This is a genomic window from Xanthomonas sp. 10-10 (assembly GCF_040182365.1).
GTDB lineage: Bacteria > Pseudomonadota > Gammaproteobacteria > Xanthomonadales > Xanthomonadaceae > Xanthomonas > Xanthomonas arboricola_F.
The window spans coordinates 2,004,397-2,029,735 of the sequence record NZ_CP144460.1; the positions used below are offsets into that span (position 1 = coordinate 2,004,397).

Here is a 25,339-nt window from a genome sequence, read left to right on the forward strand (position 1 = left end):
CGGGAGGGGTCGAACGTGGATTTCAGCTTTACCGAAGAACAACTGATGATCCAGGACGTGGCCCGCCGGATCGCCCAGGAAAAGATCGCCCCCAGCGCCGAGCAGTTCGACCGCAGCGGCGAGTTCCCGTTGGAAAATATCCAGCTGCTGGGAGAAAACGGCCTGATGGGCATCGAGGTGCCGTCCGAGTACGGCGGTGCCGGCATGGATCCGATCAGCTACGCGCTGGCGATGATCGAGATTGCGGCCGGCGACGGCGCGCACTCCACCATCATGTCGGTCAACAACTCGCTGTTCTGCACCGGCATCCTGAAGAACGGCACCGAGGCGCAGAAGCAGCTGTATGTGCGCGCGATCGCCGAAGGCACGCACATCGGCGCATTTGCGCTGACCGAGCCGCAGTCCGGCTCGGATGCATCGGCAATGCGCTGCCGCGCGGTCAAGCAGGCCGACGGCAGCTTCGTCATCAACGGCAAGAAGAGCTGGATCACCTCCGGCCCGGTGGCCAAGTACATCGTGCTGTTTGCGGTGACCGAGCCGGACAAGGGCTCGCGCGGCATCACCGCCTTCATGGTCGATACCGACAAGCCGGGTTTTCATCGCGGCAAGACCGAGCCCAAGCTGGGCATCCGCGCCTCGGCCACCTGCGAGATCGAGTTCGCCGATTACGTTGCACAGGCCGACGAGGTGTTGGGCGTGGAAGGCGAGGGCTTCAAGACCGCGATGAGCGTGCTCGATGCCGGGCGGATCGGCATTGCCTCGCAGGCAGTGGGTATTGCGCGCGCCGCGTATGAAGCCACGCTTGCCTACGTCAAGGAGCGCAAGGCCTTCGGCGCTGCCATCGGCACGTTCCAGATGACCCAGGCCAAGATCGCCGACATGAAATGCAAGCTGGATGCGGCGTTGTTGTTGACGCTGCGTGCGGCCTGGCTCAAGGGGCAGGGCAAGAAGTTCGGTACTGAAGCGGCGGTCGCCAAGCTCACCGCATCGGAAGCGGCGATGTGGATCACCCACCAGGCGGTACAGATCCACGGCGGCATGGGCTATTCGAAGGAAATGCCGCTGGAGCGCTACTTTCGCGATGCCAAGATCACCGAGATCTACGAAGGTACCTCCGAGATTCAACGCCTGGTGATCGCGCGCGGCGAAACCGGGCTGCGCTGAGGCCTGCCGCACTCCAGCGCTGCCGCGAGTGCGGCAACGCTGGAGCGCTCTCCGCGCTGCCAAAATCACCGAGATCTATGAAGGCACCTCGGAAATCCAGCGCCTGGTGATTGCACGCGGCGAAACCGGGCTGCGCTGAGGCCGGCCGCACTCCAGCGCTGCCGCCAGTGCGATGCAGCGTTTGGTAGGAGCGTGCTTGCACGCGAGGCGGCGTTGGCGATAACGCTGCAGCGTGCAGGCGCGCCTTGGCTCTGGTGGATCTGCGCTGGGTAAGTCGCCAGCTCATAGCATCTCCGGCCGCAGCGCCCGGCGGCAGGTGCACGGCGTTCACGCTTGTCGTTGACGGCACGTGCGGACCACAATCGCCGCTTCTCCCGTCTGCTGGTGCGCGCATGCCCCGGTTTCTGCACGCCGTGTTTCCCCGCCCTTCGCGGTCTGCCATTGCACCCGCATTGCTGTGCTGGGGGCTGTTGCTGGTCTGCGCCACCGTCGGCGCGCAAACACCACCGCCTTCGATCGTGCCCACCGACCGCCTGCAGGAGCCGTGGTGGGCCCAGCGCCACGCGCAGGTGCTGGAACAGGTCAAACAGCATCCGGAGACGAAGCTGCTGTTGATCGGCGATTCGATCACCCAGAACTACGAAAAATCCAAGGCGCCCGACGAAGACTTTCAGCCCACCTGGCAGACCTTCTATGGCAGCCGCGGTGCACTCAACCTGGGCTTCAGCGGCGACGGCACCGAAAACGTGCTGTGGCGGCTGGCCAATGGCGAGGTCGACGGTCTGCAGCCCAAGGTCGCGCTGGTGTTGATCGGCACCAACAACACCGGCCATCTCGGCCAGACCGCAGAGCAGACTCAGCTCGGTATCGATGCGGTGGTCGCGGCGATCGAGCAGAAGTTGCCGCGCACGCACATCCTGCTGCTGAGCGTGCTGCCGAGCGCGATTTCGGCGGAGAAATCCGCTCGCGATGCGCAGATCAACCAGGGTCTGGCGGTGCGCTATGGCGACAACCCGCGCGTGACGTATCTGGATGTGAGCTCGGTCTTCCAGCGCGACGGCAAGCTGCGTACCGAGTTGTTCTACGACACGCGCTTTCGACCGGCTGCTGCAGCATTGCATCCGGATACACAGGCCCAGCGCATGCTGGCCGAGGCGATCGAGCCGACCCTGGCGCGGCTGCTGGGTGAGCCGCCGGTCAAGCCGGTGGCCGAGCTCGGCCGCGGCGTCGCCACGTCGTTGATGCCGGTCGATTGGCTGGAGCAGGATTCCTACGACTGGTATGCCCGCCACCATGCCGCGCTGGCGGCGGCACGCACGCTCAAGCCGGAGGTGGTGATGATCGGCGACTCGATCACCCATTTCTGGGCCGGTGCGCCGCAGGCCACCCGTGTCAGTGGTCCGGAGTCCTGGCAATGGTTGTACGGCAAGCGTCCAGTGCTGAACCTGGGCTTCGGGTGGGATCGCACCCAGAACGTGCTGTGGCGCATCCGCCAGGGCGAACTCGACGGCCTGGATCCGCGTTGGGTGGTGCTGCATATCGGTACCAACAACCTCACCGGCACCACGCAGTCGCGTGCGAGCACGCCGGCCGAAACCGCGCAGGGCATCGATGCCATCGTGCGCGAAGTGCGCACGCGCATGCCCAACAGCAAGCTGATCCTGATGGCGATCATGCCGCGCGGCCGCACTGCCGGCGACCCGCAACGCGGCCCGATTGCCGAAACCAACCGCCTGCTGCGCGCACGGTATGCGGCCGAGCCATCGCTGCGCCTGGTCGATATCGGCAAACAACTGCTGCAGCCCGATGGCAGCCTGCCGGAAGCGCTGATGCCCGACGGCACCCATCCCAGCGAAGCCGGCTACCGACTCTGGGCACAGGCATTGCGCGATGCTGGAATCACCGCCGCTCCGTAGGACGGCCCATCGCGGCGCCGCCTGCCGCGCAGCTAGTTGCTGTCGTTTCGATGTAGTGGGATGGGGCCGTGGCGCAGCGTGCGTCATAGGTCCGGGTCGCGACGAGTTGCGCGTAGCGCTGATCGACGGTCGTTAATGGACCATGCCGCAAGGCCGCGTAGGCGTGGCAATCATCCGATCGCTTCGATGGATCAGTCGACTGGAGGCGGCTAACAAGTCGACAGCGCTCATCGGGCTGCGTTAACGACCAAGCGGACGCGGCGGGCGCTTGGAACTGTGTGCCCTGCGGTTTTGAGGGCGTCGGCCACACCCGGCTGACGACCGCTCCTACCTTCCATTGCCTGCTCTGACTCGCATTGGTCCCCAGCGCTGATCGGCGTCGGCATCTGGGCGCAGCGGAGATGTTTTCGAATCCCAGAAACCAGAAGACCCCCGATTGCTCGGAGGTCTTTTTAAACTGGTGCCCAGAAGAGGACTCGAACCTCCACGAAGTTGCCCCCGCTAGCACCTGAAGCTAGTGCGTCTACCAATTCCGCCACCTGGGCAGGTGAGCCGCGAATTTTGCAGACTCCTGACAGGCTTGTCAACGGGTTGTCTGTCGCAATCGTCAATGGTCCGGCCGGCCTTGCCGCCCACGTCAGGACAGCAAGGGGTACCATTAGGGTAATGACAAAGAAAAACACCCCAGATTCCGACCGGCCCAGCCGCCGCAAATCCACCAGCCCGGGCGAGTCCACCACCGCCGAGCAACAGAAACTGCCGGGTTGGATGCCGGACTTCCTGGTCCGCGCTGCGGCCGGTGCGTCCACCAAATCCGCCAACAAGCGCGCTGCGGCAAAGGCGTCGCCCGACCAGCCGCCACCGCCCGTCGAGCCTGCTGCACCCCGCGCACCGCATCCACGCAAGAGTGGGCCGCCCGCGCCGCCGCCGGAACGTTTCCAGCAAGAGGTCGTCCAGGCCGACGCCGTCGGCTTCAAGGACCCGCATGCCGATCGTGAGGCGCTGCGCTACGCGGAGCCGATTGCCAGCCGCGAAGCGATCCTGCAGTTGCTGGACGCCTGCGACGGCCCGCAGACCGCCGAAGAGATCGCCGAGCAGCTTGGTCTGAGCGACCGCATCGATGCGCTTGGCAAGCGCCTGGCTGCGATGGTGCGCGAAGCGCAACTGGTGCAGAACCGCCGCGGCGGCTATGCGCCGGTGCAGCAGACCAGCCTGATCGCCGGCGTGGTGATCGCCAACCCGGAAGGCTTCGGTTTCCTCAAGCCAGACGAGGGCGGTGACGACCTGTTCCTGCCGCCGTTCGAGATGCGCAAGGTCATGCATGGCGACCGTGCGCTGGCCAACGTCACCGGCATCGACCGCCGCGGCCGCCGCGAAGGCGCGATCGCGCGTGTGCTGGAACGCCGCATGTCGCGCATGATCGGGCGGTTCTTCTACGAGCACGGTGTGGCCTACGTCGACCCGGACGACAAGCGCGTGCAACGCAATGTGCAGATTGCGCCGGACGGTATCGGCGAGGCGCGCGAAGGGCAGCTGGTGGTGTGCGAACTGATCGCGCCGCCGGACGCCCGCCGCCCGGCGATCGGCAAGATCATCGCGGTGCTCGGCGACAAGCTCACCCCGTCGCTGGTGGTGGAGATGGCCATCCATGGCCATGAATTGCCGCACGAATTCCCGCAGGAAGTGCTGGATGAGGCCGCAGCGGTGCCGTTGGTGGTCGAGCCGCAGATGATCGGCGGGCGTGTGGATCTGCGGCAGATGCCGCTGGTCACCATCGATGGCGAGGATGCCAAGGATTTCGACGACGCGGTGTATTGCGAACCCAACGCCGACGGGTTCCGTCTGGTGGTGGCGATCGCCGACGTGTCCAACTATGTGCGTCCCGGCACGCCGCTGGACGACGAAGCGCAAAAGCGCGCTACCTCGGTGTATTTCCCCGGCTTTGTGGTGCCGATGCTGCCGGAGACCTTGTCCAACGGCATCTGCTCGCTGATGCCCAAGGTCGACCGCATGTGTTTCGTCTGCGACATGCAGGTGGGACGCGATGGCGAAGTGACCGGTTCGCGTTTTTACGAAGCGGTGATGAACTCGCACGCGCGCCTGACCTACAACCAGGTCTGGAAGGCGGTTGGCGAAGACGATGCCGATACCAAGGCGTTTATCGGCCCGTTGTTGCCGCAGGTGCAGCGCCTGCATCAGCTGTACAACGTGCTGTCGAAGGCGCGCACGCACCGCGGTGCGATCGAATTCGAAACCTCCGAAGTGCGCTTCGTGCTCGACAATACCGGCGAGGTCACCCAGGCCGGCATGCTGGTGCGCAACGACGCGCACAAGCTGATCGAAGAATGCATGATCGCCGCCAACGTGGAAGCCGCGCGCTATCTGCTGGGCGTGCACGTACCTGCGCCGTATCGCGTGCACGAGCGGCCGCCGGAGAGCAAGTACGAAGACCTGCTGGAGTTCCTCAAGGAATTCCAGCTCAGCCTGCCGGCATGGAGCAAGGTGCGCCCGGGCGATTACACCAAGTTGCTGAAGAAGGTGCGTGCGCGCCCGGATGCGGCGCTGCTGGAATCGGTGCTGCTGCGCAGCCAGAGCCTGGCGGTATATTCGCCAGACAACAACGGCCACTTCGGTCTGGCGTTGGAGGCGTATGCGCACTTCACCTCGCCAATCCGCCGGTATCCGGATCTGCTGGTGCATCGCGCCATCAAGCACGCGCTGACCGGTGCCAGCCCGGAGAAATTCATCTACACGCCGCGGCAGATGGCGGCACTGTCGCTGCAATGCTCCGAGCGTGGGCGGCGTGCCGATGAGGCCGAGCGCGAAGTGGACGAGCGGTATCGCGCGGCCTGGATGGAAAAGCATGTCGGCGGCCAGTTCGATGGTGTGATCAGCGGCGTGACCGGCTTCGGCCTGTTCGTGGAATTGACCCAGTCCAAGGTCAACGGTCTGGTGCATGTCACCCAGTTGCCGCAGGACTATTACCAGTTCGATCCGATCCGCAAGACGCTCAGCGGCGAGCGCCGTGGCCGTGAGTTCCGCCTGGGCGACCCGGTACGCGTGCTGGTGCTCAAGGCCAGCATGGAAGAGCGCAAGATCGACTTCCGTCTGGCAGAGGATGGCGCGCCTGTCGAAGCACCGCTGCCGCCGCGCGAGAAGCCGGCCAAGCGCAAGAAAAAGTCGTATTGATGCTTGATGCATGCTGTTGCGGGCGGCCGAAATGGCTGCCCGCAATGCATGGAGTCTGCATGCGTAGTGGGTGCCGCCGCATGCCGTAGTGACGTGGCGGCTTGCATGACACGGTGATCTGCGAGGCAAACGATGAGCACATCCCCCGAGTACAGCGGTGGCTGCCAATGCGGCGCCGTGCGCTTTCATGTGCGCGGCGTGCTGGACGACGCATCGATCTGTCACTGCCGCATGTGTCAGAAAGCGTTTGGGGCGTATTACGCCCCGCTGGTGTCGGTACGTGGCAGCGAGTTCCGCTGGACCCGCGGCGAGCCCAGGCGCTTTGCGTCGTCGACGCTGGTGCGGCGCGGGTTTTGCGCCGACTGCGGTACGCCGTTGACCTATGAGGCGCCCGATGGCGTGGCGATTGCCGCCGGCGCATTCGATACGCCGGAGCGGTTGCCTCCGCATATCCAGTACGGGCTGGAGCGCAAGTTGCCGTTCGTCGATGGCCTGGCGCAGCTGCCGACACGCCGCAGCGAGGACGATGCTGCAGCATTGGCGTTTCAGACTGCGCTGGTATCGCATCAACATCCGGACCACGACACCGAGCGCTGGCCGGCATAGCGGCGAGGTGGCTTTCGCAATGCAGGTCGTCGCTGTCTCCATCAGGCTGATGTCGGCGCGCTACGGTTGGTTGCCGACGTCAGCGCAGTACGCGTCCAGGCACCGCCTCACGGCGGTCCACGCTGCGCGAAGACCGCCGGTGCAGTGATGCGGTTGCAGCGTGCACGGCGCAGTCAGTGGCGCATGGTTCCCGCAGGTGCCAGCGGCATTGCGGCGCCGCCTTTATCCGATTTTCCCAGGCCCATCCTTGCCCCGGCCGTGACGTGGCAGGCCGCAGGCCCTACCATTCCCCCTCATTTCTTCGTATGCCCGCGCAATGAGCAAGCAGAACCAGTGGATCGTCGGCGTCAACGCTGTCGCCTCGTCCGTCGAGAACGACGCCGACAACGTGCGCGAGGTCTTGATCGAGGCCGGTAGCAAGAACCCGCGTCTGACCGAGATCGAAGAACAGGCGCGCCGCAAGGGCATCGACGTGCGCCGGGTCAATACCCAGGCGCTGGACGGCGTCGGCGGGCAGGTGCGCCATCAGGGCGTGGCCGCGCGCTACGCCGCCGCGCGCCTGTGGGCCGAAAACGAACTGGAAGGCCTGGTCGAGGCCGCGCAAGGCCGCGCGCTGGTGTTGGTGCTCGATGGCGTGCAGGACCCGCACAACCTCGGCGCCTGTCTGCGTAGCGCTGCGGCGGCGGGGGTCACGGCGGTGGTGATTCCCAAGGACAAGTCGGCCACCGTGAACGCCACTGTGCGCAAGACCTCGGCCGGTGCCGCGGACCGCATTCCGGTGGTCGCGGTGACCAATCTGGCGCGCTGCCTGCGCGATCTGCAGAAGCAGGGCGTATGGCTGTATGGCCTGGCAGGCGAGGCCGAAGCGTCGTTGTACAGCGTGGACCTGCGCGGCAACGTCGGGCTGGTGCTCGGTGGCGAGGCCGATGGCCTGCGTCGCCTGACCCGCGAACACTGCGATGGTCTGGTCAAGATTCCGATGCCCGGCGATATCGAAAGCCTCAACGTGTCGGTCGCCACCGGCGTGACCCTGTTCGAGGCCGTGCGCCAGCGCCTTGGTGTCTGAGGACGGTGATTGAGGCGCGCCCGGGCGCTGCCCTGCGGCACGCACCCGGTCTGCTGCGCGCAGGCGTGTTGCCTGCAATCCGCGCAGATTGTGCCGCTGTGACTGGTGGGCAGGCGCGATCGATGGCGCCTACAACGCCGCCACGACAGGGATTTTGACGTCGAGTGGAGCACACGCCCAGCGCCGCTGCGACTTTTTGCCTACCATATCGTCAGCAAACGGCGTGTCATGTCTGATGAAACTTGGGGTGGGCGCCTGTGGTAGGGGCGGGAACGGGGGCGCCGGCATGGCGTCGGCACGATGGCAGGGGCAGTGGCGGCGCTGGCTGAGCGCTGCTGTCTGCATGTTGCTGGCGTTGTGCTCGCTGGCGGCGGTCGCCGCACCCGCCGGGACCGCCCAACTGCGCGATTACGCCATCGACAGCTGGAGTTCGCGCAGTGGCCTGCCGCACAACTCGCTGCGCGATATCGCCCAGACCCGCGATGGCTATCTGTGGTTCGCCACCTGGGAAGGGCTGGTGCGCTACAACGGCCTGGAATTCAACGTCATCGATCGCAGCACGCGCCCGGGCCTGCCCGATAACGGTGTCGGCGCCTTGTACGTGGATCGCGATGGCGCGCTGTGGCTGAGCGATGCGCGCGGCAATCTGGTGCGTCATGGCGCCGATGGGCAGTGGCGGCAATGGCAACGCAACGGCCAGTGGCCGCAGGCATTGATCCACGCGATGACCATGGATGCGGACGGCCGGATGTGGCTGTTGTTCGAAGGGCACGGGCTGGGCTGCCTGTGGCCGGATGGCCGCTTCGACTATTTCCCGCCGCGCGATGGGGTGCCGCTGCAGAGCAGCTTTCCGCGCATGCTGTTCGATGCCCAGGGCCGGCTGCTGATCGGTACGCTGGACGGCCTGATCTACCGCGAGCCCGACGGGCGCATGCATCGCGCACCTGCCGCGTTCGGCTTGCCGCCCGGCCTGGCCTGGCCGTATCGCGCCCCGGATGGCACGGTATGGGTGGTCGCGGGCGAGCAGCTGTATCGCCTGCACGACGAGCGCGCCGAGCTGGTGCATCGGCTGGCGGGACAGGGCCACTTCACTGCGATGCTGCAGGATCGCAATGGCGATCTGTGGCTGGGCAGCGAAAACCAGGGCCTGCTACGGATCGGCAGTCATGGGGTGGAGCATTTGCCGGCAGGCCGCAGCCTGCCCACCGGGCGCATCGTCAGCCTGCGCGAAGATGCGGAGGGCAGCATCTGGGTCGGCGCCAACGGCGGCCTGTTCCGCTTGCGCGAGACCTTGTTCAGCAGCTACAGCCAGCGCGATGGGCTGAGTGGCGACTACGCGCGGGCCGTGCTCGAAGATCGCGATGGCAGTCTGTGGATCGCCAGCACCGCCGGTCTGGACCGCATGCTGCCGGACGGCCGGATCGTGCCGGTTCCTGTCGCCACGCCGTCCGGACGCCGGCTGTCGGTGCTCAGCCTGGCGCTCGACCGGCAGGGCAACCTCTGGGTGGGCACCTATGCCGACGGCGTCTTCGTGCTGCGCGATGGCCGGGTGCTGCAGCACTACGGTGAGGCCGACGGCATCCCCAGCGGCCATATCCGCGCCATCGTGATCGATGCGCACGATGCGGTGTGGCTGGCCACTCAGCGCGGCGTGGTGCAACTACAGGATGGCAAGCGCGTGCCGGCGACGATCCAGGGCCTACCCGATGGCGTGGTGACCGCGTTGGCCAGCATCGATGGCGCGCTGTGGATCGGCTCGGTCGATGGCGCGGCGGTATTGCGCGACGGCAAGTTGCAACAGCTGGATCTGGAGCGCCTGGGTGGCGCGCGCAGCGTGTTCGGCTTCCAGTCGATCGGCGATGCGGTATGGATCTCCACCGATCGCGGCCTGTATCGCGTGCGCGGCGGCACGCTTGCACGTGTTGGCCTGGAGCAGGGCATGCCGGTGGATACGGTGTTCCAGCTCGTGAACGACCGGCTGGGCAATGCGTGGATCAGCAGCAATCGCGGCGTCCTGCGCACCGAGCTTGCCGCTCTCGATGCGGTCGCCGATGGGCGCGGCCAGCTTGCCATCGAGCGCTATGGCGAGATCGATGGCATGGGCAGCGCTCAGGCCAACGGCAGCTCCGGCCCCAGCATGATCGAACGTGCCGATGGCACGCTGTGGGTGGTCACCGCCGGCGGTGTGAGCACGGTAGATCCGACGCGCCTGCAGCGGTTTCGCGAGCGACGCCCACCGCCGCCGCTGATCGAAAGCGTGCAGCAGGACGGTCGGCCGCTGGCCTGGCGCCAACAGGCGCAGTTACCTGGTGGCTATCGGATCAATGTCTCGTATGTGGGCATGAGTTTCCTGCTGTCCGAGCGTATCGAATACCGAACGCGTCTGGACGGCCTGGACAATGTGTGGATCGCGCGTGGCCGGCAGCGCAGCGTGGAGTTCATCGGCTTGCCGCCCGGGCACTACACCCTGCGCGTGGCCGCACGCCATCCGGGCGGTGCGTGGAGCCGGCAGGAAGCGCGCTGGACTTTCGATGTACTGCCGCTGTGGTGGCAACGCCACGATGTGCGGTTTGCTGCGGTACTTGGCGCGATTCTGGCGCTGGCCCAGCTATATCGGGCGCTGCTGCATCGCTACAGGAGCCATAACGCGCGTCTGGCCGAGCTGGTGCGCAAGCGCACGCAGGATCTGCAGCTGCAGGCGCAGCGCCTGCTGCAGGCCAATCAGGAGAAAAGCGAGTTGTTGACGCGCCTGCGCATCAAGTCTGACGTGTTCGAGCGCCAGGCGCATGAAGACGCACTGACCGGCTTGCCCAACCGTCGCCACTTTGACGAAGCGCTGGCGCGCGACATCAGCCGCGCACGTCGCAGCGGCCGGCCGTTGGTGCTGGCGATTCTGGACATCGATCATTTCAAGCGCATCAACGACCGCTACTCGCACGCCAGTGGCGATGCGGTGCTGCATGACGTCGGCGAGCTGCTCACCGAAGCCGCGCGTACCTCGGATCTGCCTGCGCGCCTGGGCGGCGAAGAATTCGCGCTGCTGCTGGCCGAGACCACCCTGAGCGAAGCACAGGTGCTGTGCGAGCGCCTTCGCATGCTGTTCCATGCGCGCGCCGACTGGGGCGACGTGGAAGGGCTGCAGGTGACCTTCAGCGCCGGCCTGGCCGAGTTGCGCGACGACGATACCGGCTCGTCGCTGATGCAGCGCGCCGATCACGCGCTGTACGAAGCCAAGAGCGCAGGCCGCGACCGGATTTGTGTGGGTTAGAGGCCGGGATTGGGGAGTCGTAACAGCACGGTCGCTGGTGCTTTTGTTCCCGTGCCGGGCGGTGGGGAAATACGACGGCCCGCACCGCAGGCCGGGGGGCACTGTTGCAACCGGTCATGCGGTGCGCATCGGCTGCTCCTGTTGCAGCTTCAGCCGAGCGATCTTTCAGCCGCGCACAAACCTGGCCCTTGCCAATCCCGAGTCCCCAATCCCGCCCTAAACAGGCCCCGGCCAGGCATTGGCGATCGTGCAGAACAGCCGCGCGGTCTGCTCGGTGTCGTAGACCGCGCTGTGCGCATCGGCGGTGTTCCAGTCCAGGCCGGCGGCCTGCGCGGCACGCGCCAATACGGTCTGCCCGTAGGCCACGCCGGCCAGGGTCACCGTATCGAACACGCTGAAGGGGTGAAACGGATTGCGTTTATGCCCCACGCGCGCAACCGCAGCGTTGAGGAAGTTCAAATCGAAATGCGCGTTATGTCCGACCAGGATGGCGCGCTGACACCCGTACTTCTTCACTGCGGCGCGCACGGGCGCGAACACATGGTCCAGCGCGTCCTTTTCCTGCTTGGCAAAACGGAACGGGTGATCGAGCACGATGCCGGTGATCTCCAGCGACTTGGGGTCGATCTCCAGTCCGGGGGCCGGCACCAGATGCGCGCTGGCGGTTTCGCCGGGAAAAAAACGCCCATCGGCATCCATTTCGATCGGCACGCAGGCGATTTCCAGCAGCGCGTGCTTGTTCCAGTCGAACCCGCCGGTTTCTACGTCCACCACCACGGGCAGATAGCCGCGGAAACGCCGCGACATGGGCAAAAAGGAGGGGGCAGGCTGCGGATCGACCGGTGCGTTCATCCGTATAGCCTAGCAGGTCGCACCCCGGGCTCGGCCGGTGCACCACGCCCGGTCTCTTCGCCGTCGGTCCGGCGAGCCGGTCGACAGGCCAGGCGTCGCCGCGCATCGCCAGGACGCTGCCGAGACCCAGCGGCGGTTGGTGCAGTGACGCGGCGGATGGATCGCCAGGCAGCGGGGCCTGTGACGGTCAATTGCGGGGCTCAGCAGGGCGGACAGACCGGACGAGCAATCATCAGCAGGGTCTGGACGATCCCTGCAGAAGCGCCGTGCACGCGTGATGCATGCTCGCGCCGAGCAACGGCAAGGTCCATCCGGAGGGGAGCTCAGAACGTGGTGTTAGCTGCTTCAGAAGGAAGCCGCGTCCTGATCAGAAAGTCGCCTGGTGCTCCGCCGTCCGCAGGCGTTTACGCCGATAAGCCAAGCATCGATTCAGAGCGGCTAGCCAAACGACTGCGCTCAGCGCCAGGGGCCGCGGCCGGTGCTAGGTGCGGCATCGACCACTCGCCGACTCCGGTCACTCCGCGTCCCCCTCACGACTGATCGCTACGTGTTGTTAGCCGCTCTAAACGCATCGCATCGCGTCCGTTCGATGCGCCATCGGTCTCTGCGGCGTCACTCCGCCATCCAGAGCACAACTGCACGCAACAGAAGGCCCGATCCGCGTTGCCACGGACCGGGCCTGACTGATGACACCGATACGTCGGAATCAGTTCCCGCCGACCACGCTGGCGATCACGCCGGTTGCGATGGCAATCAGCACGTACTGATTGTCCACGCGCCGCCACTCATGCCCGCGCGGCGGTTGCTTGAGATGATGCTTGCGGTAATCGGCAACGTGGCTGCCGCGATGGTCCGGGGCCAGGCGCTCGCCGCGATGGAACGGCGGGCCATGGCGACTGTTGCGATCGTCGTGATGTGCGCTGCGTCGGTCATCGCGCTTGTCGTTGCGACGATCGTCATGCCGGTCCGGGCCATGCGCGTCGTGGCGCTGCTCGATGCGGTCGCGGTCGTGATCGTGATCGTCATGCTGCTGGGGTGCGGCAAACGCGGCACCCGAAGCCAGCAGCGACGTAACCATGAAAGATCCAATGAGGCGCTTCATCTGCGTACTCCTGCACCACAGGAACGGCCTGTGCACCCCCACCGTAGGGATGTGAAGCTGAATACGCAATGAGACTGTCGGTCGCCCAATGCCGGCGCGCTGTGCCGACACCCAGCTGCGATCAGATCACGCCGGTGGTGCTGGTCTCGTCGCGCTTCAGGCGCGGCGGCAGCGGCTGTTCGCCGTGCACCAGGAACCACACGTTCTCGGCGATGTTGGTCGCATGGTCGCCGATGCGTTCCAGGTTCTTGGCCATGAACAGCAGGTGCGTGCATGGCGTGATGTTGCGCGGGTCTTCCATCATGTAGGTCAACAGCTCGCGGAACAGCGCGGTGTACTGCGCATCCAGGCGTGCATCTTCGTCGCGGACACGGATCGCCGCATCGGCATCCTTGTTGCGATACGCCTGCACGGCTTCGCGCACTGCATCGGCCGCCATCTGGCCAAGCGCGCGCAGGCCCACCGTTTGCGGCAGCGGCGGTGCGGAATTGAGTGCGATCGAACGCTTGGCGACGTTGGCCGCGTAGTCGCCGATGCGCTCGATATCCGCAGGAATCCTCAGGCCGGCCAGAATCTCGCGCAGATCGCGCGCCATCGGGCCGCGCAGTGCCAGACGCATCACGTCGTGGCTGATCGCGTGTTCCAGTGCGTCGATCGCCTCGTCGTTGACCACGATGCGATGCGCAGCATTGTCGTCGCGACGCTCCACCACATCCAGCGCCGCTTCCAGCTGCGCCACCGCCGTGTCGCCCATGCGCACGATCTCGGCAACAAGACGGTGCTGCTCCTCGTCGTAGCTTTTGACGATGTGGTCGTTGAGGTGCTGGTTCATCGTGTTCTCGATTCTTGGCAGTGGTGGATGTCCGCCTTGACCTTGGCGGTCTGGCACGTGAAGCAATTGTCGTGCCGGTATGTGCGATGGCGTTGCGTCAGTGCGGTGTTGCGACGGCTCGCCTTACATCAACCGAACCGGCCGGTGATGTAGTCCTCGGTCTGTTGCTTGGAGGGCTGGGAAAAAATGGTTTCGGTACGGTCGTGCTCGATCAGGTCGCCCAGATACATGAAGGCGGTGTAGTCGGACACGCGTGCGGCCTGCTGCATGTTGTGGGTCACGATCACGATGGTGTAGTCGCGCTTGAGTTCTTCCACCAACTGTTCGATACGGCTGGTGGAAATCGGGTCCAGCGCCGAGGTGGGTTCGTCCAGCAGCAGCACGTCCGGCCGCAGCGCGACTGCGCGCGCAATGCACAGGCGCTGCTGCTGACCGCCAGACAGGCCCAGCGCGCTTTGCCCCAGCTTGTCCTTGACCTCGTCCCACAACGCGCCCTGGCGCAAGGCCTGTTCCACGCGGTTCTGCATGTCGGGCTTGGACAGTTTCTCGTGGTGGCGGATGCCGTAGGCAACGTTTTCGAAGATGGTCATCGGAAACGGCACCGGCTTCTGGAACACCATGCCCACCTTGCTGCGCAGGCGGTTCATCGGGTACTTCGGCGACAGGATGTTTTCGCCATCCAGCAGCACTTCGCCGCGCGCTTCCATCTTCGGGTACAGCGCATAGATGCGGTTGAAGATGCGCAGCAGGGTCGACTTGCCGCAACCGGACGGACCGATCAGTGCGGTGACGCGCTTTTCCGGAATCTCGATGTCGATGCTCTTGAGCGCGTGGTACTTGTCGTAATAGAAATCCAGATTGCGTGCGGCCACCTTCACCGGCGCCTGCGCCGTCGGCGCCCCCTTGGCGGCCGGAACAGCGATGCGATGCATCGGCTTGGCGTTTTGGAGATCGTTCATGTCGGGTGTCCGGAAAGAAAGGTCAGTCATTGGAAATCTTGTTACGCAACAGCAGCGCACGTGCGCCCAGGCTCACCAACAGGACGAACACGGTCAGCACCAGTGCGCCGGACCAGGCCAGGGTCTGCCAGGATTCGTACGGGCTGCCTGCAAACTGGTTCATGATCACCGGCACGCTGGCCATCGGTTGGAAGATGTTGCTGTTCCAGTATTGATTGCCGAATGCAGTGAACAGCAGCGGTGCGGTTTCGCCGCTGATGCGTGCCAGCGCCAGCAGCACGCCGGTGAGAATGCCGGCCGAAGCCGCGCGGTACAGCACCTGCACGGTGACCTTCCACTGCGGAATGCCCAGCGATAATGCCGCTTCGCGCATCTGCGCCGGTACCAGCCGCAACATCTCGTCGGTGGTACGCACCACCACCGGCAGCACGATGAAGGCAAGCGACAACGCGCCTGCAAACGCGGAGAACCGCCCGCCGGTCTGCATCACGTACAGGGTGTAGACAAACAGGCCCAGCACGATCGACGGCGCCGACAACAGGATGTCGTTGACGAAGCGCACCACGATGCCGGCCTTGCGCGCATTGCCGTATTCGGCCAGCCAGGTGCCGGCTGCCACGCCCAAGGGCGTGCCGATCGCCAACGCCAGCCCGCACATCACGGCGCTGCCGAAGAAGGCATTGAGCAGGCCGCCTTCCTGCATCGGCGGCGGTGTCATCTTGGTAAACAGATTGAGATCGATGCCGGGCACGCCCTTGGACAACAAGGTCCACAGAATCCACGCCAGGAAGAACAGCCCGAACAGCGCGGTGATGCACGACAACAACAGTGCCACCACATTGGTGATGCGGCGCCGGTTGTACAGCGATTGCGAAACCGAAGATGCAGACATCAGTTGCCCTCCCGGCGCGACAGCTGCATCAGCATGAAGCGCGCAATCGCCAGCACGATGAAGGTCACGATGAACAACACAAAGCCCAGCAGCAACAAGGCCGAGCGATAGGTTTCGGTGGCTTCGCCGAAGTCATTGGCGATCAATGCCGCGATGGTGGTGCCGGGCTCCAGCAGCGAGGGCGACAGCCGCACCGTGTTGCCGACCACGAAGGCCACCGCCATGGTTTCGCCCAGGGCGCGTCCCAGCCCGAGAAACACGCCGCCGATCACCGCAGAGCGGGTGTAGGGCAGCACGATGTCCCAGCTGACTTCCCACTTGGTGGAGCCCAGCGCGTAGGCCGACTCCTTCAGCCGTGTCGGCACGGTCAGGAACACCTCGCGCATCACCGAGGAGATAAACGGGATCACCATGATCGCCAGCACGAAGCCTGCGGTGAGCAAGCCGATGCCCAGCGGCGGGCCTTGAAACAACGGGCCGATCACCGGCAGCGTGCCCAGGTGATCGTTGAGCCATGGCGTCACGTGTTCGGTCATCACCGGCACCAGCACGAACAGGCCCCACATGCCGTAGATGATGGACGGGATGCCTGCCAGCAATTCGATCGCCGTGCCGACCGGCCCGCGCAACCAGCGCGGCGCCACTTCGGTGAGAAAGAACGCGATGCCAAAACTCACCGGCACCGCGATCACCATCGCAATCAGTGCGGTGACCAGGGTGCCGTAGATCGGCGCCAGCGCGCCGTACTTGTTTTCGACCGGATTCCAGTCGGCGGAATAGAAAAAGCTCAGGCCCTGCATCTGCAGTGCGTGGCGTCCGCCCCACAACATCGACAGCGCGGCGCTGCCGAGCGCCAACAGGACGAACACGACGGTGGCGGCCAGCGCAAGCTTGAACAGGCGATCGGCGCGCGCATCGCGCAGGTCGCGGCCGCGGGGTGCGGTCATCGCTTCGGGAAGGGCGGTGGCATTCATTCGATTGAACTCGTCACCCGCGCACTGGCGGGAGCGTGAGACATCAGGAACGGTGAGGCGCCCGCAGGCACCTCACCGCCGCGCAGCCCGCCGTGCAGGCGGGATGCAGGCATTACTTGAACTCGCTGCCCCAATAGGCCTGGATCTGCTTCACCAGCTCCGGCGGCAGCGGCACGTAATGCAGCTCGCTGGCCTGGGCCTGGCCGTTCTCCAGCGCCCACTTGAAGAAGTCCAGCGTCGCCTTGCTGCGCGCCGCGTCCTTGGCCTGCTTGTGCATCAGCATGAAGTTGGTGGCGGTGATCGGCCAGGCCTTCTCGCCCGGCGCATTGGTGATCACCAGGTTGAAGTCCTTGGCATTGGCCCAGTCGGCGCTGGCGGCAGCGGCGGCAAAGCTGTCTGCATTCGGCTCCACCCACTGGCCGGCAGCGTTCTGCAGCGAGGTGTACGGCATCTTGTTCTGCAGCGCGTAGGCCAGCTCGACGTAGCCGATCGAACCCTTGATCTGCTGCACGTACGATGCCACGCCTTCGTTGCCCTTGCCGCCGACGCCACCGGGCCACTGCACGGAGGTGCCTTCGCCGACCTTGCTCTTCCACTCCGGGCTGACCTTGGACAGGTAGTTGGAGAAGTTGAAGGTGGTGCCCGAACCGTCCGAGCGGTGCACCAGATTGATCTTGGTGGCCGGCAGGGTCACGCCCGGGTTGGCCGCGACAATCGCCGCGTCGTTCCACATGCTGACCTTGCCCAGGAAGATGTCGCCCAGCAGCGCGCCGGTCAGGCGCAGCTTGCCCGGGGCGATGCCTTCCAGGTTGACCACCGGCACCACGCCGCCGATGGCGGACGGAAACTGGCCCAGGCCGGCCTGCTGCAGTTCGGCGCTATCGAGCGGCTTGTCGGTCGAGCCGAAATCCACCGTGCCCGCCTTGATCTGGGCAATACCGCCGCCCGAACCGATCGACTGGTAGTTGACCTTGTTGCCGGTCGCAGCGTTGTAGTCGGCCGACCACTTGGACACCAGCGGGTAGATGAAGGACGCACCGGCACCGGAGATTTCCGCGGCCTTGCTGTCGCTGGCAGTGGCGCCTGCGCCGGGAGCGCCCTTGGCGGCATCGCCGGACTGCGCGTCCTTGCCGGGCGAGCACGCGGCCAGGGCAAGGGCGATGGTGAGGGACAGGGCGGTCAGGCTGGCCGACTGCAGTTTCATGGAAGCTCCGAGGCTGGATTGGCCGGGTGTCCGGCAGACCACGCTATGAAATGATGTTTTTGTTACACCCGCATGACAGTGCCTTTTAGAAGAGGCATCACAAAAAAAGACGCGGATCGCGGAGGGCGTCGCACCCCCCGAGACCCGCGTCCCGGTTCCGACGCCGGGGAGAGAGACGGCGTCGTTCCTGTCTTGCTGAGAGTGGCCAGTCAACGTGACACGCAGGTGTCAGTCCGGCCTGGTGGAGCACGCCAAGCCTGTGCTTGTGCGCAATCACCGTGTTCGACGGCAGCCGCATGCACCTGGCGATGCATGCGGCAACCTCGCTGCCTGCGGTTAGTGCGGCAGGTTCTTGGCCCAATACCCTTCGATCTGCGTCACCAGGCTGTCCGGCAGCGGCACGTAGTCCAGCGCCTTGGCCTGCGCATCGCCCTTGCTGTAGACCCAGCGGAAGAACTCCAGGGTGTTCTTGAGCCCAGCGGCGTTCTTCGGCTTCTTCTGCACCAAAATGAAGTTGGTGGCAGTGATCGGCCAGGCGTTGTCGCCGGCGGCATTGGTCATCACCAGGTAGAAGTCCTTGGCCGAGCCCCAGTCGGCGCTGTTGGCCGCGGCGGCAAACGTCTCATCGGACGGCTGTACGAACTTGCCGGCGGCGTTCTTCATCGCGGTGTAGGCCATCTTGTTCTGCAGCGCATACGACAGTTCGACATAGCCGATGCCGCCCTTGATCTGCTTCACGTAGGCAGCCACGCCCTCGTTGCCCTTGCCGCCGATGCCGGTCGGCCACTGCACGGCAGTACCTTCGCCGACCTTGCTCTTCCAGTCCGGGTTGACCTTGGACAGGTAGTTGGTGAAGTTGAAGCTGGTACCCGAGCCGTCGGAGCGGTGCACCACGGTGATCTTGCCTTCGGGGAGCTTCACGCCCGGGTTGAGCGCGGCGATGGCCGGATCGTTCCAGGTGCTGACCTTGCCCAGGAAGATGTCGCCCAGGGTCTTGCCATCGAGTTTGAGCGCGCCGGCGGCAATGCCCGGGACGTTGACCACCGGCACCACGCCGCCGATCACCGACGGGAACTGCGCCAGGCCTGCAGCGGCCAGCTCTTCCGGCTTCAGCGGGGCATCGGAGGAACCGAAGTCCACGCTGGCCGCCTTGATCTGGGCAATGCCGCCGCCCGAGCCGATCGATTGATAGTTGACCTGCTTCTTGGTAGCGGCGTTGTAGTCGGCCGACCACTTGGACATGACGGGGTAGATGAAGGACGCACCGGCGCCGGTGACATCGGCAGCCTGGGCGCACAAAGCCAGCGAGGCGGCGAGCATGCCGACGGCCAGACGGGTCTTGAAGGAATGGGTCACGGAACAGCTCCAGAGAAGGTAGGGATCGCGACGTCCCGCGGTGGCGCCATTGCAGGGCAAGGGCATGACCGTGAGGTGTCGGAGAGATGACAGAAACAAGATGGCCCCGGGCAAGTGCGCGCTGCAACACGTCGAGGCGGATCCGTCCACCGCATGCGCTCGGGCGAGCGCACACGGTGGCCAGGGACGCAGACGCTTACCAATAGAACTGCGCACGCGCTTCGATGATCGACGGGTTGTCATCGACCAGGCCGCGCGTGGCACTGCTGTAACGGGTGCTTTCCACCTTCGCGTAGTCCAGCGCCAACTTGAAGTTGGAGCGCCAGTACCAGTTGGCGCCGACGGTCCACACGTTCATCTTGCCGCCGAGCACGCCATCCACGAACGGGGTGTTGCCGTTGGCGATCAGGTGACCATCGTTGAGATCCAGGGTGTCGTAGCGCACGGCCAGCTGCCACAGGCCCGATGCCGGTTCGTTCGGCAGCGGGGTAGTCGGCACACCGGCCTTGTAGCCCCAGGTTTCGCCGGTGATGTTCCACACGCCGCTGACGTACCAACCGTCGCTCTTGTAGTCCTGCGCGTTGTTGCCGATGCGCTTGGCGTTTTCCTGGAAGTACTCGCTCTGCAGCTTGAACGGGCCGGTGACCCACATCGCCTCGGCACCGGCCACACCCACGCGATCGACATTGGTAATGGCGCCGCTGTCGATCAGGCGGATGGTGGTGAGGTCGGCGTCCGGACGTGCGCGCAGGCGCAGGGTGTCGTCGTCGGTGTCGTAACCCAGGTAGCTGAGGCCAAAGTGCAGCACGTTGCCGCTTTCGTTGATCGGCGCCCAGGTGCCGCGCGCGCCGTAGCCGCTGCCATGCGCCTGGTTACGCGTCAGTTCGCGGCCGAACGCGCTGGCGGTGACGCTCCAGTTGTTGTCGCCCATGCCGTACGCCACGCCCAGCCGGCGCGAGATACCGTAGGTGTTGGTCACCGACGCCTTGGAGACGAAGTCGTTGTTCTTGGTGCTGGACAGTTCTTCCAGGCTGTTGGGCTGCTTGAACTGACCGATCTGCAGATAGGTGTTGGCGTTGCCGCCGAACTTGTACTTGACGTTGTTGTCCAGGAACCGCCCGGTGCTGCGGATGGTGGTGCCGCGGATGGTGACCTCCTTCAGCACGCTCGGGTCGTACCCGGCCACCCATTCAAAGTTGCCCGGGCCCTTGCCCTTGAGCACCAGCTCGGCGCGGCGGATGCTGAATTCGGAATTGTCGCCATTGGCGCCGATCGGACCATTGAGGTCCTGTACATCGTTGTGGAACCAGTTGCCGTCGGCCTGGACCAGGCCTTCCAGCGAGATTTCCGAGCCGCCGATCATATCGATGGCGATTTCGGCATGCGCGGCAGGCGCGCTCAGTGCCAGCAACAGGGCCGAGCCAAGCAGGGTGGGAGCGAGTTTCATAGATGCCTTGCGACATGAGGAAGTGGGCGCAGGCTATGGCGTGAAGGTTGCGTTAATGTGACAAAACAACGGAATCGTCATAAACGATTTTTGTCAATAAAGACAAGACTTTACGTGTGTTTAGACTGTGTCACCGTGTGTCAAAAATCTGAACGGCGCTGCCATGTGACAGTGCGCCGCGTCACGCTCAATTGGCTGCTTTCGCGGTCGTCCGGCATGGCGACCTGAACCGCAGCTCCTCCCCGCTGAACGTATGTGTCAGCTTGTGCAACGCACCACTTGCGCATGCAGCTTCTAAATTGTTAGTTTCGAGGCCATGTTTCCTCGATTCCTCCAATTGCTGTTGGTCTGCCTGCTCGCGCTCACCGCGTGGTCGGCAGCCAATGCACACACGCGCATCCACAATGCGTTGGTGGGCGATGGCTTGGCGGTGATGGTGGATGCTGGTGAAGAACGTGATGCAGCAGAAGATCCGCAGGACGAAGGCGATACACAAAGCCAAGTCGATACACAGCCTGCAGACGATATCCCCTTGCTCTCCCAAGCATGGCCGATGCTGGCGCGGTATTCCCCTTCTTGGCACGCGCATCACGCGCCGGCAAATCAAAAACGCGACCTGATCCCGCAACTGCGTCCTCCAAACGCGTTGCTTGGCTGATCCACGCTGTCGCTGTACCCGGTGCGTTGCGCGCCGGACTTCCTATTGATTTGTTTGTCTTTGCAATTCGCGGTTTGCGCCGCGGATAGCCATTCGTTGCCTAGAGGAATCTCCCATGGAAAGTTTGCTAGAAGGTTTTCGTCATTTCCGTAAGGAAGTGTATCCGCGCCAGAGTGCGCTCTTTCAGGAGCTGGCCGGCGGCCAGAGCCCGCATACCCTGTTCATCACCTGCGCCGACTCGCGCGTCATGCCGGAGCTGATCTTCTCCGCGCAGCCGGGCGAACTGTTCGTCTACCGCAATATCGGCAACGTGGTGCCGCCGTATTCCCAGCATGTCAGCGGCGTGGTTGCGGCAATCGAATACGCAATCGCCGTTCTGGGCGTGCGTCACATCGTGATCTGCGGTCACACCGACTGCGGCGCGATGAAGGCCGTGCTGAAGCCGGAATCGCTGGAAGACGTGCCGTCTGTGGCGGCGTGGCTCAAGCACACCGATGCCGCCCGGCATGTCACTGCCCACCACGGCCACGACCCGGCCAGCCACGATGCGCTCAGCTGCATGACTGAAGAGAACGTGGTCTCGCAGCTGGACCATCTGCGCACGCAGCCGGTGGTCGCAGCGCGTCTTGCGGCTGGCACCTTGCGCATCCACGGCTGGATCTACGACATCGCCCATGGCGATATCCGCGCCTTCGATGCAGAGAAGGGTGGCTTCCGTCCGTTGCTGGGCGAGAACACTCCCGAAGCCACCCCGCGCCCGCGACTGCAACAAGTCGTTCGCGCTGAACTCGCCTGACGGAGTCGATCATGAACACATCAGGTATCGGCGGATATTTCCGTCAGGGACTGTTCGGGCGTGATTTGTTGTCGTCTGTCGTGGTCTTTCTTGTCGCGCTGCCGTTGTGCATGGGTATTGCGATCGCGTCCGGAATGCCGCCGGCCACAGGTCTGATCACCGGCATCATCGGTGGGCTGGTCGTTGGCTTCCTGGCGGGCTCTCCTTTACAGGTGAGCGGTCCGGCCGCCGGCCTGGCTGTGTTGGTGTTCGAACTGGTGCGTGAGCACGGCGCTGCCGCGCTTGGTCCGGTGATTCTGGTGGCCGGTGCGATCCAATTGGTGGCCGGCCTGTGCCGGGCTGGCGTCTGGTTCCGCATGACATCGCCGGCCGTGGTGGCCGGCATGTTGTCGGGCATCGGCATCCTGATCGTGGCATCGCAGGCGCATGTGTTGATGGATGCTGCGCCCAAGGCGCGTGGCCTGGAGAACTTCGCCGCATTGCCTGCCGTGTTGTGGCAGGCGGTCAGCGAAGGCACCGGCCGCACGGCGTTGTTCGTGGGTCTGGCGACGATCGGCATCATCCTGGCCTGGGACAAGTTGCGTCCACAGCGTCTGCGCTTCTTGCCGGGTGCCCTGATCGCAGTGGTCGCGGTCACCGCGACGGCGCAGCTGCAGGGCCTGGACGTCAATCGTGTCGACGTTCCGAGCAACCTGTTCTCGGCGATCAGCATCCCCAGCATCTCCGACATCTTCGGCGTGTTCAATCACACCTTGCTGGTGTCGGCGGTGACCTTCGCCTTCATCGCCAGTGCCGAAACGTTGTTGTCGGCGGCGGCGGTGGATCGCATGCATCAGGGTGCGCGGACGCAGTACGACCGTGAGCTGGCGGCGCAGGGCGTGGGCAATATGCTGTGCGGCTTCCTGGGCGCGTTGCCGATGACCGGCGTGATCGTGCGCAGTGCGGCCAATGTGCAGGCCGGTGCGGCCACGCGTGCGTCGACCATCCTGCATGGCGGTTGGTTGCTGGTGTTCGCGATGCTGCTGCCATGGCTGCTGCGGATGACGCCGGTGGCCTGTCTGGCCGGCATCCTGGTCTATACCGGTGTGAAGATGATCAAGATCGGTCAGGTCAAGGAGTTGGCGACCTACGGTCGTGGAACTGCGGCCATCTATCTGGCGACCACCTTCGCGATCGTGGCGACCGACCTGCTGACCGGCGTGCTGATCGGCTTCGGCCTGTCGCTGTTCCGTCTGGCCTTGCACTCCTCGCGCCTGAAGGTCGAGGTGCGCGAGCACGCCGACAAGAAGGACGAAATGCACCTGACCCTGCAGGGTTCGGCAACGTTCCTGAAAGTGCCGGCAATGGCGCGGACGCTGGAGAGCGTGCCGCCGAACACCGCGCTGCATCTGGACGTGGCCAAGCTGCATCACGTCGACCATGCCTGCATCGAACTGCTGCGCGACTGGAGCCGGAATGCGGCTTCGCGCGGATGCGAGCTGGTGGTGGACTGGAAGGAACTGGACCGACGCGTCGAAGGTCAGCCGACCGTGGAAAGCGTGCCGGTAGACGAACCGCGCAAAGCGGCGTAATCAGTGACAAACGCCCGGCGTTCGCGCCGGGTGACAGCTGTCGTGACCGGATGATGCATGGCGCCGAAAGACGCATCATCCGGTCACGATTTTTTTTTGGCGGGATTCGAGAATCGGGAATCGCAACGGCTTTTGCGTTGACGGTACTAGGTTGTTTTGACGGCACCAGGGGGCGAACGCGGGCCCGTGTGTCGCTGTTTTGGGGGTGATGGCTGTGCTACAGCGTGTCCGCCATGTGCGCTTGAAGCGGCTCAACAAGCGCGGCGAGAGTCTCGCGGTGGATGTGGCTGGCGCAGGACCGGAATGCCGGAATGCGCGAGTGGCACCGCCGCAGCCGCAATGGGCACTGGCGGCGCCCGCCTGGCGGTGAGGGCATCGTTGCGTTGGCTGCGCTTGGACAGGCTCAGCGCGTCGACGCTGACGGCCGTTCGGCGGGCGCCGGGGTCTTGTCCCGGTAGCGGCACAGGTCATGGATCACGCAGCCCGGGCAATCGGGTTTGCGCGCCTTGCAGACGTAGCGGCCGTGCAGGATCAGCCAGTGGTGCGCATCGTCCAGGAACTGCGCGGGAATGACCTTGACCAGCTTATCCTCCACCACGCGCACATCCTTGCCCGGTGCAAGGCCGGTGCGGTTGGCGACACGAAAGATATGCGTGTCCACGGCCATCGTCGGTTCGCCGAATGCGGTGTTGAGCACGACGTTGGCGGTCTTGCGGCCGACGCCGGGCAGGGCTTCGAGCGCCGCGCGATCGTGCGGCACCTCGCCGCCGTACTGCTCGAGCAGGATGCGGCAGGTGGCGATGACGTTCTTGGCCTTGGCGTTGAACAGGCCGATGGTCGCGATGTAGCGTTTCAGCCCTTCTTCGCCAAGATCGAGAATGTCGCGCGGGGTATTGGCGACCGGATACAGCTTGCGGGTGGCCTTGTTGACGCCGACATCGGTGGCCTGCGCCGACAGCAACACCGCGATCAATAATTCGAACGGCGTGGTGTATTCCAGCTCGGTGGTCGGGTGCGGATTGAGTTCGCGCAGACGCTCGAACATTTCCTGTATTTCAGGCTTGCGCATGGTGCTGCCGCGGCGTGCCGGCGGGGTCGTCTGTGCAACGTTCAAGGCTGCGTGCCTCCGGCTGCCTTGGCCTTGGCGCGTGCCAGAATCGCCGCGGCCAACGGCGGCAACGCAGCCGCTGCCGGCTGGCTGGGCGCCGGTGCGGGTGCACGCCGCGCGTCGCGCTCGGCGGCGCGGCGTTGCAGGCGCGCGGCACGTGCGCGATAGCGTTCGCGCGCGGCCCATGCAGCGTGCAGGCGTTGCTGTGCGGCGCGCAGGGTTGCAACCACCGGTGCGTCCGCTGCATCGAGGTGCGGGTCGGGCTGGTAGTCCATCAGGCCAAGCTGCAGTGCGCGATCGAGATCGTCCGCTTGCACGCAGTCGAACAGGTGCAAGGCCAGTGCGCGCGGTGTCGGCATGGGGGCGTTCGGCATCGGGG

At 64.9% G+C, this 25,339-nt stretch carries 21 protein-coding genes, 1 tRNA gene and 1 other RNA gene; 11 read left to right on the forward strand and 12 right to left on the reverse strand.

All coding sequences use genetic code 11. The features are described 5' to 3' along the window. Positions 1–15 precede the first annotated feature (15 nt). From VZ068_RS08535 to VZ068_RS08545, 3 genes are all read left to right on the forward strand, one after another. On the forward strand, positions 16–1,164 hold the full coding sequence (locus VZ068_RS08535) for an acyl-CoA dehydrogenase family protein (RefSeq protein WP_259153652.1): 1,149 nt from the start codon (positions 16–18) through the stop codon (positions 1,162–1,164). A 28-nt stretch (positions 1,165–1,192) separates the two neighbouring features. After that, positions 1,193–1,303: an acyl-CoA dehydrogenase family protein gene (locus VZ068_RS08540; protein ID WP_349657406.1), complete on the forward strand. Its 111-nt coding sequence runs from the start codon at positions 1,193–1,195 to the stop codon at positions 1,301–1,303. A gap of 253 nt (positions 1,304–1,556) precedes the next feature. Next, positions 1,557–3,080 carry a platelet-activating factor acetylhydrolase IB subunit gene (locus VZ068_RS08545; RefSeq protein ID WP_349657407.1) on the forward strand — a complete coding sequence of 508 codons (1,524 nt, stop codon included), beginning with the start codon at positions 1,557–1,559 and terminating at the stop codon, positions 3,078–3,080. 458 nt (positions 3,081–3,538) lie between these two features. Here the strand turns inward: VZ068_RS08545 and VZ068_RS08550 are convergent. Then, a tRNA-Leu gene (locus VZ068_RS08550) sits at positions 3,539–3,625 on the reverse strand. 121 nt (positions 3,626–3,746) lie between these two features. Between VZ068_RS08550 and rnr the strand changes: the two genes are divergently transcribed. The 4 genes from rnr to VZ068_RS08570 all read left to right on the forward strand — a co-directional run bounded on the left by rnr (position 3,747) and on the right by VZ068_RS08570 (position 11,209). Then, complete coding sequence (gene rnr, locus VZ068_RS08555) at positions 3,747–6,269, forward strand: ribonuclease R (RefSeq protein ID WP_259165236.1); 2,523 nt, start codon at positions 3,747–3,749, stop codon at positions 6,267–6,269. Between the two features lie 132 nt (positions 6,270–6,401). After that, entirely contained in the window at positions 6,402–6,875 is a 474-nt protein-coding gene (locus VZ068_RS08560; RefSeq protein ID WP_349657408.1) for a GFA family protein, read from the forward strand. Between the two features lie 316 nt (positions 6,876–7,191). Next, a complete protein-coding gene (rlmB, locus tag VZ068_RS08565) occupies positions 7,192–7,941 on the forward strand; it encodes a 23S rRNA (guanosine(2251)-2'-O)-methyltransferase RlmB (protein WP_046964963.1) in 750 nt (249 codons plus the stop codon). Between the two features lie 343 nt (positions 7,942–8,284). Further along, entirely contained in the window at positions 8,285–11,209 is a 2,925-nt protein-coding gene (locus VZ068_RS08570; RefSeq protein WP_349657669.1) for a diguanylate cyclase, read from the forward strand. Positions 11,210–11,425: 216 nt separating this feature from the next. Here the strand turns inward: VZ068_RS08570 and rnt are convergent, their stop codons facing one another. Then, a complete protein-coding gene (gene rnt / locus VZ068_RS08575) occupies positions 11,426–12,061 on the reverse strand; it encodes a ribonuclease T (RefSeq protein WP_259165224.1) in 636 nt (211 codons plus the stop codon). Between the two features lie 492 nt (positions 12,062–12,553). Between rnt and VZ068_RS08580 the strand changes: the two genes are divergently transcribed. Next, a non-coding RNA gene (locus tag VZ068_RS08580) (sX9 sRNA) lies at positions 12,554–12,620 on the forward strand. A gap of 147 nt (positions 12,621–12,767) precedes the next feature. On the opposite strand, the gene VZ068_RS08585 is transcribed toward VZ068_RS08580, so the two are convergent. From VZ068_RS08585 to VZ068_RS08620, 8 genes are all read right to left on the reverse strand, one after another. After that, positions 12,768–13,163, reverse strand: a complete 396-nt coding sequence (locus tag VZ068_RS08585) for an RcnB family protein (protein ID WP_349657409.1) — start codon at positions 13,161–13,163, stop codon at positions 12,768–12,770. A 121-nt stretch (positions 13,164–13,284) separates the two neighbouring features. Next, positions 13,285–13,995, reverse strand: coding sequence for a phosphate signaling complex protein PhoU (gene phoU, locus VZ068_RS08590; protein WP_075285808.1), 711 nt, complete (start codon positions 13,993–13,995; stop codon positions 13,285–13,287). A gap of 128 nt (positions 13,996–14,123) precedes the next feature. Then, on the reverse strand, positions 14,124–14,954 hold the full coding sequence (pstB, locus tag VZ068_RS08595; RefSeq protein ID WP_039420807.1) for a phosphate ABC transporter ATP-binding protein PstB: 831 nt from the start codon (positions 14,952–14,954) through the stop codon (positions 14,124–14,126). A gap of 22 nt (positions 14,955–14,976) precedes the next feature. Next, positions 14,977–15,846 carry a phosphate ABC transporter permease PstA gene (gene pstA / locus VZ068_RS08600; protein WP_046964651.1) on the reverse strand — a complete coding sequence of 290 codons (870 nt, stop codon included), beginning with the start codon at positions 15,844–15,846 and terminating at the stop codon, positions 14,977–14,979. Next, on the reverse strand, positions 15,846–16,820 hold the full coding sequence (gene pstC / locus VZ068_RS08605) for a phosphate ABC transporter permease subunit PstC (RefSeq protein WP_039420811.1): 975 nt from the start codon (positions 16,818–16,820) through the stop codon (positions 15,846–15,848). Before pstC ends, pstA begins: the two co-directional genes overlap by 1 nt. A 112-nt stretch (positions 16,821–16,932) precedes the next feature. Continuing rightward, positions 16,933–18,024, reverse strand: a complete 1,092-nt coding sequence (gene pstS, locus VZ068_RS08610; protein ID WP_259153668.1) for a phosphate ABC transporter substrate-binding protein PstS — start codon at positions 18,022–18,024, stop codon at positions 16,933–16,935. 336 nt (positions 18,025–18,360) lie between these two features. Continuing rightward, complete coding sequence (gene pstS / locus VZ068_RS08615) at positions 18,361–19,380, reverse strand: phosphate ABC transporter substrate-binding protein PstS (RefSeq protein WP_349657410.1); 1,020 nt, start codon at positions 19,378–19,380, stop codon at positions 18,361–18,363. Between the two features lie 196 nt (positions 19,381–19,576). Next, positions 19,577–20,827 carry an OprO/OprP family phosphate-selective porin gene (locus VZ068_RS08620; protein ID WP_349657411.1) on the reverse strand — a complete coding sequence of 417 codons (1,251 nt, stop codon included), beginning with the start codon at positions 20,825–20,827 and terminating at the stop codon, positions 19,577–19,579. Positions 20,828–21,164: 337 nt separating this feature from the next. Here VZ068_RS08620 and VZ068_RS08625 point away from each other — a divergent pair, with 337 nt between their 5' ends. From VZ068_RS08625 to VZ068_RS08635, 3 genes are all read left to right on the forward strand, one after another. After that, positions 21,165–21,485 (forward strand): hypothetical protein, encoded by a 321-nt coding sequence (locus VZ068_RS08625; RefSeq protein WP_259154002.1) that lies wholly within the window; start codon positions 21,165–21,167, stop codon positions 21,483–21,485. A 115-nt stretch (positions 21,486–21,600) separates the two neighbouring features. Then, on the forward strand, positions 21,601–22,281 hold the full coding sequence (locus tag VZ068_RS08630; protein ID WP_259153680.1) for a carbonic anhydrase: 681 nt from the start codon (positions 21,601–21,603) through the stop codon (positions 22,279–22,281). Positions 22,282–22,292: 11 nt separating this feature from the next. After that, positions 22,293–23,852: a SulP family inorganic anion transporter gene (locus VZ068_RS08635; protein WP_259153682.1), complete on the forward strand. Its 1,560-nt coding sequence runs from the start codon at positions 22,293–22,295 to the stop codon at positions 23,850–23,852. 403 nt (positions 23,853–24,255) lie between these two features. Here the strand turns inward: VZ068_RS08635 and nth are convergent, their stop codons facing one another. Next, positions 24,256–24,966 (reverse strand): endonuclease III, encoded by a 711-nt coding sequence (nth, locus tag VZ068_RS08640; RefSeq protein ID WP_349657412.1) that lies wholly within the window; start codon positions 24,964–24,966, stop codon positions 24,256–24,258. Then, complete coding sequence (locus tag VZ068_RS08645; RefSeq protein ID WP_349657413.1) at positions 24,963–25,334, reverse strand: hypothetical protein; 372 nt, start codon at positions 25,332–25,334, stop codon at positions 24,963–24,965. Before VZ068_RS08645 ends, nth begins: the two co-directional genes overlap by 4 nt. Between the last annotated feature and the right edge of the window lie 5 nt (positions 25,335–25,339).